At 42.9% G+C, this 17,089-nt stretch carries 13 protein-coding genes; 11 read left to right on the plus strand and 2 right to left on the minus strand.

Annotation, left to right across the window (positions count from 1 at the left end; genetic code table 11):
- Positions 1-106 precede the first annotated feature (106 nt).
- From JGK07_RS01975 to JGK07_RS01985, 3 genes are all read left to right on the plus strand, one after another.
- Entirely contained in the window at positions 107-442 is a 336-nt protein-coding gene (locus JGK07_RS01975) for a hypothetical protein (protein ID WP_293174309.1), read from the plus strand.
- Positions 435-809 carry a type II toxin-antitoxin system RelE/ParE family toxin gene (locus tag JGK07_RS01980; RefSeq protein WP_293174306.1) on the plus strand — a complete coding sequence of 125 codons (375 nt, stop codon included), beginning with the start codon at positions 435-437 and terminating at the stop codon, positions 807-809. The genes JGK07_RS01975 and JGK07_RS01980 overlap by 8 nt, the downstream gene beginning before the upstream one ends.
- Positions 810-909: 100 nt before the next feature.
- The gene (locus JGK07_RS01985) at positions 910-1,086 is read left to right on the plus strand and encodes a hypothetical protein (RefSeq protein ID WP_293174304.1); all 177 of its coding nucleotides are present in this window, start codon (positions 910-912) and stop codon (positions 1,084-1,086) included.
- Between the two features lie 123 nt (positions 1,087-1,209).
- On the opposite strand, the gene JGK07_RS01990 is transcribed toward JGK07_RS01985, so the two are convergent.
- A complete protein-coding gene (locus JGK07_RS01990; protein WP_293174301.1) occupies positions 1,210-2,862 on the minus strand; it encodes an FAD-dependent oxidoreductase in 1,653 nt (550 codons plus the stop codon).
- A 105-nt stretch (positions 2,863-2,967) separates the two neighbouring features.
- Between JGK07_RS01990 and JGK07_RS01995 the strand changes: the two genes are divergently transcribed.
- The 7 genes from JGK07_RS01995 to JGK07_RS02025 all read left to right on the plus strand — a co-directional run bounded on the left by JGK07_RS01995 (position 2,968) and on the right by JGK07_RS02025 (position 13,554).
- Positions 2,968-3,111: a hypothetical protein gene (locus tag JGK07_RS01995; RefSeq protein WP_293189292.1), complete on the plus strand. Its 144-nt coding sequence runs from the start codon at positions 2,968-2,970 to the stop codon at positions 3,109-3,111.
- Between the two features lie 40 nt (positions 3,112-3,151).
- Positions 3,152-5,257, plus strand: coding sequence for a GNAT family N-acetyltransferase (locus JGK07_RS02000; protein ID WP_293189294.1), 2,106 nt, complete (start codon positions 3,152-3,154; stop codon positions 5,255-5,257).
- A 17-nt stretch (positions 5,258-5,274) separates the two neighbouring features.
- The gene (locus JGK07_RS02005; protein ID WP_293189296.1) at positions 5,275-5,712 is read left to right on the plus strand and encodes an ASCH domain-containing protein; all 438 of its coding nucleotides are present in this window, start codon (positions 5,275-5,277) and stop codon (positions 5,710-5,712) included.
- A 45-nt stretch (positions 5,713-5,757) separates the two neighbouring features.
- Positions 5,758-7,371 (plus strand): AAA family ATPase, encoded by a 1,614-nt coding sequence (locus JGK07_RS02010; RefSeq protein WP_293189298.1) that lies wholly within the window; start codon positions 5,758-5,760, stop codon positions 7,369-7,371.
- Positions 7,372-7,548: 177 nt separating this feature from the next.
- Positions 7,549-8,751: a restriction endonuclease gene (locus JGK07_RS02015; RefSeq protein ID WP_293189300.1), complete on the plus strand. Its 1,203-nt coding sequence runs from the start codon at positions 7,549-7,551 to the stop codon at positions 8,749-8,751.
- A gap of 429 nt (positions 8,752-9,180) precedes the next feature.
- Positions 9,181-11,952, plus strand: coding sequence for an amino acid adenylation domain-containing protein (locus JGK07_RS02020; RefSeq protein WP_293241333.1), 2,772 nt, complete (start codon positions 9,181-9,183; stop codon positions 11,950-11,952).
- A 432-nt stretch (positions 11,953-12,384) separates the two neighbouring features.
- Positions 12,385-13,554 carry an RNA-guided endonuclease TnpB family protein gene (locus JGK07_RS02025; protein WP_293174389.1) on the plus strand — a complete coding sequence of 390 codons (1,170 nt, stop codon included), beginning with the start codon at positions 12,385-12,387 and terminating at the stop codon, positions 13,552-13,554.
- A gap of 54 nt (positions 13,555-13,608) precedes the next feature.
- Here JGK07_RS02025 and JGK07_RS02030 read toward each other — a convergent pair whose 3' ends face one another.
- Positions 13,609-14,613, minus strand: coding sequence for a phosphoribulokinase (locus JGK07_RS02030; RefSeq protein ID WP_293174286.1), 1,005 nt, complete (start codon positions 14,611-14,613; stop codon positions 13,609-13,611).
- 634 nt (positions 14,614-15,247) lie between these two features.
- Here JGK07_RS02030 and petH point away from each other — a divergent pair.
- Complete coding sequence (petH, locus tag JGK07_RS02035) at positions 15,248-16,456, plus strand: ferredoxin--NADP reductase (RefSeq protein WP_293174283.1); 1,209 nt, start codon at positions 15,248-15,250, stop codon at positions 16,454-16,456.
- Positions 16,457-17,089: the final 633 nt, after the last annotated feature.

A 17,089-nucleotide genomic window follows, 5' to 3' on the forward strand; every position in this document is an offset into this window, starting at 1 on the left:
GGTTCCCGTTCCAATAGCCGTCAACTGAATGTACCGCTCGGCAATCGCATCACTACCTTTATACTTACGTTAAAATGAAGGTAAAATTAAAAGGTATGATGGCATTATGAATGTAGCAGCACTTCGACATCAAATCGATCGATGGCTCGATCGACTCTCTCCAGAACATCTGGCATTAGTTGCGAGTTTTATAGAGTTTCTAAGCCAAAAGCAACGTCAAGGGGTAATCGTTTCACAAAATAATCTGGCAGAGGTTTTCTCAGCAGAAATCCAAGAGATGCCTGCTGCTAATTCTCTTAGTATTCCAGAACCCTCAGAAATTGACGGAGAGGGCCAATCTAAAGCAGCGCTGCTACAAGATTTTCGGCAAGCTTGGCACGAAGCCATGACTGGGCAAACCATTTCGGTTTCTCAAATGTGGGAAGGAATTGAAAATGACTGACTTGCCCTTAATTCAAGTTATAGTTTCGCGAACCTTCAACCGCAATTTACGCACTCTTGCAAAAAAATACCGCAGCATTCGCAATGATATTCAACCCGTTATCGAACAACTCACACGGGGAGAACTGCCAGGAGATCGAATTGCTGGAGTGGGTTATGCAGTCTTCAAGTTGAGAGTCCGAAATAGCGACACTCAAAAAGGTAAAAGTGGTGGCTATCGTTTAATTTACTACGTCCAAACAGCAACGGGAATCATTTTGCTGACCCTTTACACAAAATCCGAACAAGTCGATATTGCAGCAGAAGATATTCAAAACATTATTACAGAATACCAGCAGCAGCAGAGCGAAGATCGAGAGGATATCTAAGAGTTTGGGAATCCTGCGCCGTAGAAGGAGACTTGCTAGGTCGGGTGCTGGAAGCTAAAATAGGCATGGAACGAATTATTGCTAGATTGGAGAACTTACAATGAGACAGCTACCGGATGAAAAAGAATTACTTGAACTGCTGGAAATGACAAAAATAGTTGAACGGCAAATGATAGAAGTAGGTCAGATGATAACGGCGGTGGATGAGAAATCTGCAAAACGCATTGGTAAATTTAGAGAAGCGATGTTACAGAAAAAAGAAGTTTCAGGTGTTTGAGTTGAACCAGCAAAGAAAAAGCGATCGCACTTTGTCAAAAAAAAGTGCGATCGCTCTTAATTAGTTTACAAAATTTCCTATTTCCACCGAATATTTCGCTCGTCCCCTACTACTTCCTTAGATCTATTTCACCTCTTTATAATCCACGCCATAACTCGTATCTCTCCCCGACAAATAAGTAGTTTTCCCCGTTAAAGTCTCCAAAGTTTCCCTTGTTTTACTCGAAGTAATCGTATTTAGCGGCACTCCCAACTTGCTAGCCAAACCCGCCGCCACGCCCACGCCTTGTCCTTGATAAATATTCACCGTCGCAATTCGCCCGACTGATACCGCCATCCCGACATAACCGGACGATCGCCCTACGATCGCCAAATTACTCACTTTACTCGCCAAAGCGCTCTCTATCCCAAAATTATAGGTCGGCAGCGGCGGAATTCTCGATTCCAAATCCTTGACTCCCCCCCGCAAGTCGAAATCATAGGAAAAACTGCCGATCGACTTGGAGGGCTCTGTTCCTCCTTTGATAATCTCTTTCCCACTTAGCGGCGCCACCACATCCCGAACATTCAAAGTTTGTCTGATATAAATCTCTTCCGGGATAAATACTCTCACATCTTTACCAGATTTTTTTTGCAGCCATTCTTGGAGATGTGACATTTCTTTCACCATCTCAGCATTCGGTTTTCTGCCGTTAGCTTCCATCTTCATCAATTCATCAACTTGATATTTAAATAAAAACCCGTTCCACGACAGCGAATTATCTTTATAAACGCAAACATTGGCTTTATCAAAGAAGAATCCTTTATCTTGAGTAAAGGGCAAGTTCCTGTCTACGTGATATGCCGCACCTAGGGCTACGCTTCTGATGTTGTAGCCGTCTCGATATGCCTGATAAATCGGACTCAAGAAATTTCTCATCCAGAATTCTGTACTTGCGGGGTCTTTATATTTGGTAATGCTTGCTTTGATTTTTTCGACTAAAGGCGTGTCGTAGAGAATGTCATCTTCTATTTTGCGGAAGTCTGCCATCGTTAGCCCCGTAATTGTCGGCACTACAGATACTGCTAAAGTTTCATTTTTTGATTTAATATTTTGCGATTCATATCCTGTATAATAAGATAATCCGGCTTTTCTTGCCAGTTCCGCGTCTTGAGTTACGTCAATAAAAGAGTTAGCTTGAATTTTAATATTGCTCTCTTTGACTTCGGCATATTCTATTTTTTTATCAACTACGTGAGGAGTCAGAGTTGAGTGGGAAATAAGTTTAACTCCGGCTTCCGAAAGCATCTCTCTCAGAGCTTTATCAGCGGTTTTTGGTTCCAAGCAAGATTCAGGAACATTCGCTTTGTCTAGGAATTCCCGGAAACATTGGGCGTAGGGTTGGCGGTACCAGTCGGGGATTTTATCTAAATCGACGTAACCTAAACCGCCGCGGGTGAGTACGCCGCCCAAAAGAGCAGTTGCGTAGTTCGATCGCACAACAGCAACTTTACCCTTTTCACCTAAAGTCTTTTTTGCCCATATAGCCGCACATATCCCCGGCACTTCATCGCCATATACTACTACATCAAACTTTTGATCCGGTGATTTGTGGGGTTCTGCTGGGGGCGGGCTGCTGGATTTTTGCCGGATAGTTTCGGTATCTGATGTGGCGCTGGCTGGGTTTCTGTGTGTGATGTCATTGGCGGCTTGTTGGAAGTGCCCAGAGTCAACTAAAATTTTTACGGCTACGAAGAAGATTGCAATGGCGGCTAATTTCTTGAAAGTAAAGGGCATTTAGTTGACTCGTTGATAATTTTGGCATACCTGAAAGCGCTGTTCAGGGTTTACGGAGTTGAATATAACACTTTTCAGTAAGTTTGGCACAAGTTTCGCATTTGTTTGGCTGCGCGCTTGTGGTTTGAGAAGGCAAGTGGCGGCGGTGGAGGCGATCGCACTTTTGACTCTCTCACTCCCCAATTTACTGGTAATCTGATACGTGGTAGGCATAAAAGGGCGATCGTGAGTTTGCTCAATAGTGTCTAATCATGCAACTACGTTATGAAATAGAGGGAACCGTAACAAAATGACAAAAAATATACAGATAACGATCGAAGCAATCGATCATAGATCCCCTCATTTACAAACCGTTATAGCATTAAGCGATGCCAATAAAAAAACTCTTGGCTTGTTACCAAGAGATGCTTTTACAGAATATGCAATCAAGCGCACGATTCTTGTGGCTATTGATCCCGATAAAAATTGTATTGGTTATCTGCTATACCGGAAGGTGATCCGAAAACACGCAATTGTTATTGTTCATCTCTGCATCGCTCCCTCATGGCGTGGCAAAGATGTTGCTAAAAAGCTAGTCAATTACTTAAGTCAAAAAACTCAGGATTTTTATAGGATTGAGCTTAAATGCCGCCGAGACTATGGAATAGACGGGATGTGGTATAAATTAGGCTTTGTTCCCTTAGATGAAAAGACAGGCAAAAGTAAGGATGGTAAACTTCTTACAATTTGGTGGCTAGAACACAATCATCCTACAATATTTTCTTATGCTGCTAATCAGAAGCTTGAATCTAAACTTTGTGCAGTCATCGACACAAGCGTTTTCTTGGAATTGCACGGAAATGAAGAGCTTAAAACTACAGAATCCGACTCTCTACTCGCTGATTGGTTGCAGGATGACTTGGAGTTGTGCATCACTGATGAAATTTTCAAATCAATCAACAGAATAGATGATGCTAAATTAAGAGATAGCAAACGTTACCTCGCTAATAGTTTTACTCAGTTGTTGTATGACAAAACTAGACTTGAAGGTATTTTATATTCTATCGCTCAACTGTTGGTCGGCCAATCTATAACTTTCGACCAAGGTACAATAAATCAATTAGCTATAACTATTGCTTCTGATTCTCCGGTATTTGTAACTCGCAACATAAAAATTTTGAATTTAGCTGATGAGATTTATAAGAAATTTACACTGGAAGTAATTAGCCCAACTAATTTAATTTTAAAATTCGATGATATTCGCAGAAATGTTGAATATCAACCTGTTCGCTTGGCAGGTACATCTATAAAGATGAAACTCATCCAAAAATTTGAACAATTTCGATTAATTGATAGTTTTCATGCTAGTGAAAAGGGCGAAACAGAGGGAGAATTTAAACAACGGCTGCGCCACCTTATTGCTAATCCAGATAAATTTCAATGTTATGTTTTTTTAGAAAATGAAAATACACCCCTTGCTTTAATTGTTTTTGATCGACACCAAACTTACGAACTAAAAGTGAAAATCATGCGAGTTCGTCCAGGCGCTATAGCGGCTACGCTGGCACGGTATTTGATTTTCTATTCTATATCACTCTCAGCCGATGAAAAGCGACAATTTACCAGAATTATTGACCCATATCTGGAAGAAACTGTTTTACAAGCTATTCAAGAAGATGCTTTTGTTCGAGTTAATAATGGGTATTTAAAGGCGAATCTTGCTGTTGCAAAAACATCAACAGAACTATCTAAGTACCTTGCCGAATTAGGTAATATGGAACCAGAATATCATTTTTGCATTCAGCTCGCAGAAACTCTTACTATCAGCGAATCAACTCAAGATATAAAGACTATATCGGAGATAGAACGTCACCTTTGGCCTGCTAAAGTTATTAATGCTGACTTGCCTACATTCATTATTCCTATTCAACCCAGATGGGCAAAAGATTTGTTTGATGAACACTTGGCTAACCAGTGCCTCTGCCTCTTTGAATCTCAAACTGATCTAGCACTCAGACGCGAACTGGTGTACTATAAGGGAAATAATGGCGGTCTAAAACCTGGTGTTATTGGTAGAATTTTATGGTATGTTAGCTCCGACAGAGCATTTACTGGGACACAAGAGGTTAAAGCTTGTTCTAGGTTAGATGAAGTTATCATAGACAAACCTGAAAAACTATATAGACAGTTCCGCCACTTAGGTGTATATGGGTTAAAAGATTTAATGAATCTAGCAAGAGACAAACCAGATGAAGATATTATGGCTATCAGATTTAGCTATACCAAGATTTTTACTAAACGACTGACATTAAATAGGCTTCGGGAAATACTTGAAAATAAAACAACCGTTCAAAGTTTATTTAAGATTTCAAAGGAACAATTCGGTATCATATATAATGAAGGAACCGCGACATAAATAAAGGAGTGTAACCCATGTCAAGTATCTTGCTATTATCTATTCGACCGGAATATGCCAACAAAATATTTGATAGCAATAAGACTGTTGAATTGCGGCGCGTCCGCCCTCGATTATTGAACGAAGGCGATTTGGTATTAATTTACATTTCTTCCCCGACTAAAGCTGTATTCGGTTCATTCAAAGTGGATACTATCATAGAAAAACCAATTGCGGAACTTTGGGAGGAAGTTGAAGATAAAGCGGGCATTTCATCTGAAAAATTTTATGATTATTATCAAGGTACAAAAACAGGTATTGGAATTTTTCTTAAAGATATTCACAGGTTTAGCCAACCAGTAGACTTACACCGTTTAAGAAAAAAGTTGCCTGAGCTTAAACCACCACAAAGTTATCGTTACATCACCGATAAACAGTTGAGAATAGTCTATTCTCTAGGAGAATGTTCGAGATAAATATTTACTACAATAATTTATTAATCAATAGTTGGCAAGAGCAGTATGCTAGCGAAAAAAAAAGCTGAGTTTGTCAGGCTATTTCAGGAATTTGTCAGTTCATATCCCTACACTCCAGATGGGTTACGTCATAGGGTGGCTTACGAGGAGCAGCGTCAGCAGGGACGTAGAAATTTTGAAGCGATCGCTTCTGCTGCTGAGTCTGGAGAGGATGTGACTGAATCCGTAATCTTGCAACTTCTACCTTACCAAGACTCTCCTGCTAATCGACAAAGAGGAGCCTGGGTTCATATTAATCCGTGCATAACACAAGGGTTATTATGGAATTCAAAATTGTATAAAAATTTGTCATTAATAACACCAGTAAGAATTGCCCAATTAATTATCTATTTAGTCTGCTGTTGTAACGACGATCCGAGTCAACTATCTTCTGCCTGTAGAAACTTTTCCGAAGAAATGCCAGCCTCCTTATTCGGCGAGATAGGAATGTTAACACCTATCCTGAATGCTCTCCATCCCGATGACTTTCTTGCGATTAATGACAAGTCAATACAGGTGATTAACTATTTCGCCAATACTTCGTATAGCAAAAAGCTAATAGACTACTCATCTGCTAACTTCACCGGACGCGAGCTCATTGAAGAATTAACTAAAGAAATGCACCAAAATGGCGCTCCCTCTATTCGAGATGACGATCTATTTGATATGTTCTGCCACTGGCTTGTCGAGATAAAAAAATATGACTTTCCTAGTAACGAAGTGCCACTGGTAGATGAGGAAATTATGTTTAAATACGCTGTAGAAGAAGTAAAGTTGCAACCAGAATATCTTTTGAACCAATGTGCCGAAGAAACTGGCTTCACCGAAACCCAACTAGCCCAATGGATACACACCATTAACCGCAAAGGTCAAACCATCATCCAAGGCCCGCCCGGCACTGGAAAAACCTTCCTCGCGCAAAAACTTGCCCAACACTTAATCGGCGGCGGTGACGGTTTCTCAGACACGATCCAATTTCATCCAGCTTATACTTATGAAGACTTTATTCAAGGCCTTCGCCCACAAAGTCAAGATGGGCAATTAACTTATCCAATAGTTCCCGGTAGATTCCTTGAATTTTGCGAAAAAGCCGAAGTCTGTGAAGACACTTGTGTTCTGATTATTGATGAAATTAATCGCGCAAATTTATCTCAAGTCTTTGGCGAGTTAATGTATCTCCTAGATGACCGACAAGATACAAAACGCTTTATTACACTAGCCAGCGGTCAAAAATTCAGAATCCCGACAAATGTCCGCATCATCGGCACAATGAACACCGCAGACCGCTCTATTGCCTTAGTCGATAACGCACTCCGCCGCCGTTTTGCATTCATTCCCATCTATCCCAACTATGAAGTCCTGCGACAGTATCACCAGAGAGAGAAAACGGTTTTCCCAGTCGATCAATTAACTAGGATTCTAGAAAATGTCAATCGGGCAATTAACAACAAACATTATGAATTAGGCATCTCCTTCTTTTTGACAAAAACCTTAGCTGAAGATATCCAAGATATTTGGCAAATGGAAATTGAGCCATATCTCGAAGAATACTTTTTTGATGACCAGGCAAAAATGGATGAATTTCTCTGGGATAAAATCAAAGACAAATTGAGCAATTGAGCATCTAACGCTACCATTACCAAAAATATGCCGTTACAGCATCTATGAAACAATGTGATTGACTTAAGAGAGTCCTAGAGGGAAAACTGTGTGAACAATAGATACTGCGATTGCTTTCCTACGGATCGCTTCGCTAACGTTCCTCGCAATGACAACTACTGACTGAACCGTATTTCTATGAAACGAGAATCACCCCAAATTATCGAACTCACAGAATATCAATTAGCGACCTTTGAGCGAGATGCAATCCCCCAATCAGTAGGAGAGAAAATCTACCATAATTATGCTAAGGAAATAGATATTGAATTTCCCAACCCTAAAACAAAATATAAATGGCAATTAAAGTCTCAAGGCCGAGTTGGCAATATTCCAATTACTCCACAATTTCACATTGTGATCAAACCCAAAGTTCCGATCGCAAATTTATTCGGAATGCTTGAGTATGCCTACGAACTTAAGATAAGTTTTCCGAAAGGACAGATTGAGTGCGAATCTTTGAAACAAGTATATGAACGATTAGCTAACATCCTGGCGCTGAAAATTCTCGAACGCTGTCGCAAAGGATTATATCGCGATTACTTACCAAAAATAGAAAAACTTTCCTATATTCGCGGTCGCATCGATGTCCGGGAAGCTGTGCAAAAACCTTGGGAGGTTAAACTAAAATGTCACTATAACGAACAAACAGGCGATATCGAAGATAATCAAATTCTGGCTTGGACACTTTTCATTATTGGCCGTAGCGGTTTGTGCCGCGAATCTGTCTCATCGAGGGTGCGAAAAGCTTTTCACGCACTCCAAGGATTTGTTACTCTAACATCTTTTAAACCAGAAGCTTGTATCGATCGCACTTATCACCGTCTTAATCAAGATTATCAACTTTTACACGCCCTCTGTCGGTTTTTTTTAGATAACACAGGGCCCAGTCACGAAATGGGCGATCGCGAAATGCTCCCTTTTCTGATCAACATGGCTAGTTTATATGAACAGTTTGTCGCTGAATGGCTCAAGGCTAATACACCAAAAGGCTTCTTTGTCAAGAAAAAACACACGGTCACACATGACCAAAATTACTCCGATCGCATTGACTTACTGCTGTGCGATATAGAAACAGGTAAAGTCCAATACGTCCTCGATACCAAATACAAAGCTCCCGATCGAGCAGACAGTGGAGACCGCCATCAAATAGTTGCCTACGCAAATGCACTAAAGTGTAAAAATGCAATTCTTATCTACCCGGAACACCTCAAACAGCCACTAGACATAAAAAATGGCGATCTGCGAGTTCGCAGTCTAAACTTTTCCCTAAATGACGATCTCAATGAAGCCGGACAAATATTCTTAACCTCTCTACTTCCAAGCACCGTCTCCTATTGGTGACAACTTAAGTAAAGGTACAAATTTTTAAGGCATACAAAAAAATGTAAATAGCTGAAATACTTACAGGCAAAGCAGTTTAGCTCTACTGAAGGAGTAAGGTAGCTAAAGTGCTTTGCTTGTTTACTGCGATCGCTCCCGATCGCCCCCGATCGCCAATGAGATGATTGCCAAAACAGTCTTGATCTAGACCAGATCAATTAATAAGCCGTATAATTAAAACAGGACAAAAAGTAATTATCCAGAAACAACTTCCGTTCCCCAAAAGCACATTGATTCGCGCCGTCATATACGTATTATTACTGCAATGTGACAGTTTCGAGACTGCTAAATAAGCAATCCACAAAAAGCTGTGATCTGGATCAATGCGCGATAAGGAATTTTCCCTAGGGTGCCTCTCTTAATCTCCCTCACTCTACTTAAATCAAAAATATGATGAATTCTCAAGATGTTTTGACGAGTCGTGATGGGTACTTACCCAACCAGGAAACTGATGCACTAAAAACTACCCACGATGTCTGTGTCGATCTTCCATTACATAGTCAGGATATTTCCTCTGTCGAGGACTCTCAAGTCGATCGAACTCCATCTGACTATGTGAGTATCCATCAATGGTTTGAAGCACAGGTTAAGGAGACTCCTGATGCGATCGCCCTTTCATTTCAAGGGCAAGAATTAACCTATGATGCCTTAAATCAACGCGCAAACCAGCTCGCCCATTACCTCCAAGCACTAGGAGTGCAACCGGATGAACTGATTGCTATCTCTATGAATCGCTGCATGGAAATGGTGATTTGCTTTTTGGGGGTGATGAAGGCTGGGGCGGCCTATGTGCCGATCGACCCAGCCTATCCCCACGAACGTCGAGCGTACAAGTTACGAGACGCCGCTGTGCGATTCATTTTGATTCAACAGGATCTGGTTAAATTTTTGCCCGAACACAATGCTCGCGTGATTTGTCCAGATACAGACTGGCACGATATGGCGCCATACAGCACTGAAAATTTGTCTCTGCTGACAACGCCCGAGCATTTGGCTTACGTTATTTACACCTCTGGTTCGACGGGAAATCCCAAGGGTGTAATGATTACTCACCGGGGCATGGTTCACCACAGCAAGGCGATCGCACAGGCATTTAATCTTCAGGCTGGCGATCGGGTACTGCAATTCTCTAGCATGAGCTTTGACATCATCATTGAGGAAGTTTTTCCATCCTTGGTAAGTGGTGCAACAATCGTGCTGCGAACTGAAGACTGTATTAGCTCTACCCGCCAATTCCTCGAATTTATTGAGCAAGAACGAATTACTATTCTGGACTTGCCAACTGCTTTTTGGCATGGTCTCGTCAGCGGACTCTCATTGCTAGGTGTTCCCATGTCCCCAGATGTGAGATTGGTGATTGTGGGCGGAGAAAAAGCCTCTCGCGCTCTGTATGCTGAATGGCGACAATTGGTTGGGGAATATCCTCGTTGGCTCAATACCTACGGGCCGACTGAAACTACAGTGACGGCCACCATTTTTGACCCGATCGCTGAAAGCTACGATCTCAGTAGTGAAGCAGACATTCCCATCGGTCGTCCCCTTCCCAACAGCCAAATTTACATTCTGGATGACAACCTAAATCCTGTCCCAGATGGCGATATTGGAGAACTGTATATTGGCGGCCCAGGGGTTGCCAGGGGATATCTAAACTTGGCAGAACGTACTGCTAGTAAGTTTATTGCTAATCCATTTAGCGATCGACCTGGAGACAAACTTTACATAACAGGGGATACTTGCCGCTATTTACCCAATGGAACGTTGGAGTTTATTGGTCGCATCGATTTTCAAGTAAAAATTCGAGGTTTTCGGATTGAGTTACTAGAGATTGAAACCTATTTGGAACAGTACCCATCTGTGCAGCAAGGTATAGTTTTGGCACGGGAAGATGTACCCGGTGAAAAGCGCTTAGTGGCATATATCATTCCGAAGCCCGGACAACCAATTCAGGTGTCTGAATTGCGTAGTTTTCTACAAACCAAACTACCGGCATACATGATTCCGGCAGCGGTTGTAGTGATGGACTCTTTCCCGATGACGCCCAATGGTAAGGTCGATCGCCGTGGGTTTCCAGAACCTCAGGTTGCCGATCTGGTTACAAATAGTGAAGTTGTGTTGCCTATTGATGGACTAGAAGCTCAACTTGTTCAAATTTGGGAGCAGATACTCAATATTAAGCCGATCGGCACTACGGATAATTTCATGGATTTAGGCGGTACATCCCTGTTAGCCGCTCGCTTAGCTGACAAAATTGACCAAAAGTTCCAGCAGAAAGTCCCACTATCGATTATCTTCCAAGCCCCAACCATCAAGCAACTATCCCAGATTCTACGTCAAGGCGATATCCCCAACCAAAGCCTTTCCCTTGTCGAGATTCAACCGAAAGGTTCTCAGCCACCACTCTTTCTGTTTGAAGGAGTGTCTATTTATCATCCGTTAATTCCATATTTAGGGCTAGATCAGCCGATATATGGCTTAATTGCTGTTGTTAAAGATGGCGTGCACGGGCCAGTCAATCAGGTTGAGGCGATCGCAGACTATTACATCAATGAACTCGTGAAGGTGCAACCAGAAGGCCCCTATTATTTGGGTGGTTTGTCATTTGGAGGTATTGTTGCTTTTGAGGTTGCTCAAAAATTGGCAGCTAAAGGACAGGAAACAGCGTTATTGGTGATGTTTGATTCCATGTTGCCCTCTGCCTACAAGCCCCTACCCATTCAGCAGCGGCTGCGCTTCCATGTCCAAAAAATTGCTAAGCAGGGCGTAGGTTACATCGTCAGTAGTGTCGTCGATAAAATAACGACAGTTACAGACGGAATGACAATGCTGGCCCGCAAGACGATCGGGCGAGACAACAAGGTGAAAGAACCTACAGAGTCAATGTCTTACACCACCGACTATTTGATCAGAGAGAAGATAATTGATCTGGCAGAACGAGCTTACGCGCCAAAACCCTATGCTGGCAAAGTAGTGATGTTTCGAGCACAGGATTCTCAAGATGGCGTAAGTGTCAGTCTCGATCCGGATCTAGGCTGGAAACCTTATCTCAAAGACGGTCTGACCATTTACGATGTACCTGGAGACCATCTCAGTATTTTACTGGAACCCAATGTCGGGGCGATCGGCAATCGAATGAAGCTATTACTGGAGGAGGTAATGGTGTAGCAGTAAAGTTTTTGGCATTCTTAATCGATATTCACACAGGGTTGCATCAAATTAGATAATTCAAAAAAGTAGAACTTCCCTCAATCAAGCCGGAAAAACATTTTTAAACTCTCTATTGCCAAATACTCTACCCTAACTCAATAGGCTTGGCTTAAAGATTTTTTACGAATTTCGTCTCACGATTTCATAGGCAATACAGGCATTTTTAAAAAGTCAGATAGTTCTTAAATGAACCGTATTACGCCTTAATTATTCGCTGTGCCAATATCACCATCTGCCGTTCATTTCACCCACAAAAAAAAGAGGCGCACTCGCGCCTCTCAAATCTTTCATCAAAAAAAGTGGGTGGAAACCCCGTCCTTCGCTCGACGGCTTTACAAAAACATACAACACAGAGCTAATATCACAAAAGACGTGTTAGGCTGTGAAGATATGGAAAAAGCCTATCGCTACCGATTCTATCCCACCAGCGAGCAAGAAAACCTCTTGCGACGGACAATGGGCTGTACCCGGCTAGTGTACAACAAGGCTTTGACTTACCGCACGGAATCTTGGTACGAACGCCAAGAAAGAGTTGGCTACAGCGAAACTTCCTCTATGCTGACGAACTGGAAGAAAGAGGAAGAACTTGATTTCTTGAATGAAGTTAGCTGCGTACCTCTTCAACAAGGCTTGCGCCACCTTCAGACAGCGTTCACCAACTTCTTTGCAGGACGAGCCAAATATCCTAATTTCAAGAAAAAGCATAACGGTGGCAGTGCTGAATTTACCAAATCTGCCTTCCGCTGGAAAAACGGACAGGTATTTTTGGCTAAATGTAACGAGCCACTACCTATCCGCTGGAGCAAACAAATTCCCCAAGGGTGCATTCCGTCTACGATTACAGTGAAATTAACGCCTGCTGGGCTTTGGTTTGTATCCATATTAGTAGACGACTATAAAATCCAACCATTTCCAAAAACAGATAAAACTATCGGATTGGATGTGGGGATTACGAGTTTGATTGCTACTAGCGACGGCGATAAAATCGCCAATCCCAAACACTTTAAGAGACTTCGCAAAAAGTTAAAAAGAAAGCAAAAAACGTTAGCACGCAAGCAAAAGGGAAGCAACAATCGGGAAAAAGCCCGGAGACAGGTGGCAAAAGTCCACGCACAGATAGTCGATGTGCGTAAAGATTTCTTGCACAAGCTAACGACTCAACTCGTTCGTGAAAACCAAACGATTGTAGTTGAGGATTTGGCTGTCAAGAATATGGTGAAAAACCATAAGTTAGCTCTTGCCATCAGCGATGCTAGTTGGGGTGAATTGATTCGCCAGCTAAGTTACAAATGCGATTGGTACGGGCGTGAATTAATAAAAATAGACCGCTGGTTTCCCAGCTCTAAGCGCTGTGGAAACTGCGGTCACATTGTTGAGAAATTGCCGTTGAATATTCGCGAGTGGGAGTGTCCCAAGTGCGGGACAAACCACGATCGTGACATCAATGCTGCAAAGAACATTTTGGCGGCTGGGCTAGCCGTTTCAGTCTGCGGAGCAACTGTAAGACCCGAAGAGAGTAAGTCTCGGAAGGCTGGTGCTATGAAGCAGAAACCCAATTAGCGATGATTGGGAATCCCCGCACCTTCAGGTCGGGGTGGATGTCAAGTCAGAGTTCTAAACACTAACAGCAACTTTTGATTCTTTTGCAGTCAACTTTTCGTAAGTCGCCCGCATCTTCAATCCCACCAATACTTGGAATAAACCAGTTCCATTGTTGGAACCAGGATATTCGCGGTGTTGGAGTAACAGGTGAGTCAACTCGCCTTCGTATTTCGCAGAAGTCTTGCTCAAGTGGCTTTCGATGTAAATCACTTCTTCGAGATTCTCGAACTGACCGTCTACTTCCAAAATCGAGACTTCGTGGCCGTAGAAAGCATCTGGGCCGTAGTACATCTTAATTCCGGGATAGGAACAAGTCAGTTTGCGGCCGCAAGGAATCCAGTTAATTGTCGAACCTTCGTCAAACAAATACGCAGGTTCAAAGTTGGCGATACCTTCGCGCTGGATCATTTGGACGCGCAGAACCTTCCGTTCTTTGTCATCTTTGATCAAGTTAGTCGGCAATACTTGAATTACCACGTCAGCATATTGCTTTTGTGGGTCGATGTACGCTGTGAAATCTGGTTTGCGAGCATTGATCGCAAACAGCACGTCTTCGTAACGGTGGCCCCGTTCCGCCATGTCGCGCTGGATTTTCCAAGCAATTTTTACTTCGTCGCTGATGTCGAGGTAGACGCTGAAGTCGATGAGATTTCTCACTCGCTCGTCGTAAAGGGGGTGCAACCCCTCAATCACAATCACGTGATTCGGCTCTACCCGCTCAGGAGGATCGAGCAGACCGGTTTCGTGGTTGTAAATCGGCTTGTCTATTCCCCGACCTTCTTTGAGCGCTTTCATTTGCTCGGCCATCAGGTCAAAATTGTTCGCTCTGGGGTCAAGGGCGGTAATCCCTGTTTCCTTGCGTTGCTTGCGATCGAGACAATGATAGTCGTCAAGGCAGATTACAGTCACGAAATCCTCCCCGAACAAATCTGTCAATCGGCGCAAAAAAGTAGATTTTCCGCAGCCGGAGTCTCCGGCAACGCCAATTAAAACCACGCGATCCGGCTTACTGGTCATAGTTTCCCTCTAACAAAATCACTGTTTACTAAGTAACTGAAGTCTAGATTCCAAAAAATTTCAGCCCGCAGGTAGCTACAAGCAGGCTTTCTGCGGGTTTGCTACCCCGAGAGGATCGAGGACTAACCAGCATACAGCAGTCAGTTGACTGCCTGTCCGGGAAGACCCAAGCAATCTTCAAGGCAAGAAATTAATACTAACTTTAGTGGTTAATCTTACCAGAATGCGTCCGCCCCCTACAAGCTCAACGTCATTTAGCTAAATCCTACTTTCAGCAAGACAGCATTTAAATTGTATATTTCTTGAGCCGTATTCCCCTCTCCCCCTCTCCCCCTCTCCCCAAATCAGAACGAGTTATCGGGGCAGATCCCCCGATCGGGTAAAATATTGGCAGTACGCAGACAACAATAGCTATAGGTCAACACCTGAATGCAGCCGGGCGAGACCAAGGGCGGCGATCGGCTAATCGGGAATTAGAGGCAGAGCGATCTCAACTTGACACTCCCGCCTGCGCGGCAATGCCCAAAGATTCGCGCGGGCAAATTAGTCCAGGTGGCCTTAAGAAAAAAGTAAATTGAGTCTAACGTCACATTCTCTTTCTTTATAACTCTGTATCGTGAAGGACAAGCAACAAATGTACAGCCCAAGCATATCTGGTGTAGCGGCCAACTCAGAATCAGGCAGCCGCATCTTTGTTTACGAAGTGGAGGGTATGCGTCAGAGCAAAGCAACTGACGAAACAAATCACCCGATTCGCCGTAGCGGCAGCGTGTTTATCTCCGTGCCTTACGATCGCATGAATCAGGAAATGCGCAGAATTGCTCGCATGGGTGGCAAAATCGTCAGCATCCGCCCCTCAAACGGCGCTCCCGAAACTACTAATGGCAAAGTCGCACCAGAAGCAGGGCTACAGAGTCAGAAATCTGGAGAAAAAACTAAGCCCATGACTCAAGCAAAGGAAAAAGTTCAGGTTCCTGTTAACCTCTACAAACCGGCCAATCCCTATATTGGTAAGTGCATCTCTACAGAAGAAATGGTCAGAGAAGGCGGCGACGGCACAGTTCGTCACGTCACTTTCGACATTTCTGGTGGCAATTTGCACTATCTAGAAGGTCAAAGTATCGGGATTATTCCCGATGGAACCGATAAAAACGGTAAACCTCACAAAATTCGACTTTACTCGATCGCCTCTACCCGTCACGGCGACAACCTCGACGACAAAACTGTCTCTTTGTGCGTTCGCCGGCTGGAGTACAATGACCCGAAAAGTGGCGAAAGAGTATTCGGCGTTTGTTCGACTTTTCTCACAGGTTTGGAACCTGGGGCTGATGTCAAAATCACCGGCCCGGTAGGGAAAGAAATGTTGTTACCCGATGACGAAGATGCCACCGTGATTATGATGGCTACTGGTACGGGTATTGCTCCTTTCCGCGCTTATTTGTGGCGGATGTTTAAAGAAAATAATCCTGGTTACAAGTTCAAAGGTTTAGCTTGGCTGTTCTTTGGAGTTGCTTACACTCCCAACATTCTTTATAAAGAAGAATTGGAGCAATTGCAGCGCGAATTCCCCGATAATTTCCGCTTAACTTATGCGATCAGCCGCGAGCAAAAGACTGCTGACGGCGGTAAGATGTATATTCAAAACCGGATTCAAGAGAACGCAGACCAACTGTGGGAATTGGTTCAAAAGCCGAAAACTCACACTTACATCTGTGGTTTGAAGGGCATGGAAGGCGGCATTGATGAGGGAATGTCTGCTGCATCTAGCAAGCACGGCATTGACTGGGCTGGCTATCAAAAACAGTTGAAGAAAGAGCATCGCTGGCACGTTGAAACTTATTAATGTGTAAAGTGATTTAATCTGATTTGTAGGGCGGGCTTAGGCTTGCCCTATTTTTTTAAGAAAGAGTTTTCAGCCCACATTCCGCAGTTCTGGCTTTGATGATTAAGGTTTTTCATATATTCACTGTATGAAAAACATCTGCGCCTACCTTGTCTACTTTTGGTATCATTATTGTCAGATTTTTGAGATATACAAGAATTTTGAATTTACAGATATTTCCTAATATATTCATTTGTGGAATCTTTGAGCTAATTTGCCATAAATTAGATATCACAATTCCGGCAACATGATTTTTGCCTTGCTAATTATTGGGATTTATTCAACTATATTCTCAGGTTTATTTTCATCCTTATCCATCTTCAACTATTAAAAAATATTCACTGCAAACGTTTCCTAAATAATTCAATATATCCCAATACGGTTTACTTAGAATAGTCCGAAGAGAGGAACGTTAGCTTTCGCGATCCGAAGGAAAGCAATCTCCGTATCTATTTCTCATAGGGTTTTACCCTCAGGGCGGTCTTAAGTAAACGGTATTGCAATATATCCTGTTTTTTGTTAAGTTGCTCACCTGTTCGGCTCCATTTAGATTGACTAAGTGTACGGCTTAAAACATCTGAAATACCGACCGTA

This window comes from Microcoleus sp. PH2017_24_DOB_U_A, assembly GCF_020738205.1.
Taxonomy (GTDB): Bacteria; Cyanobacteriota; Cyanobacteriia; order Cyanobacteriales; family Microcoleaceae; genus Microcoleus.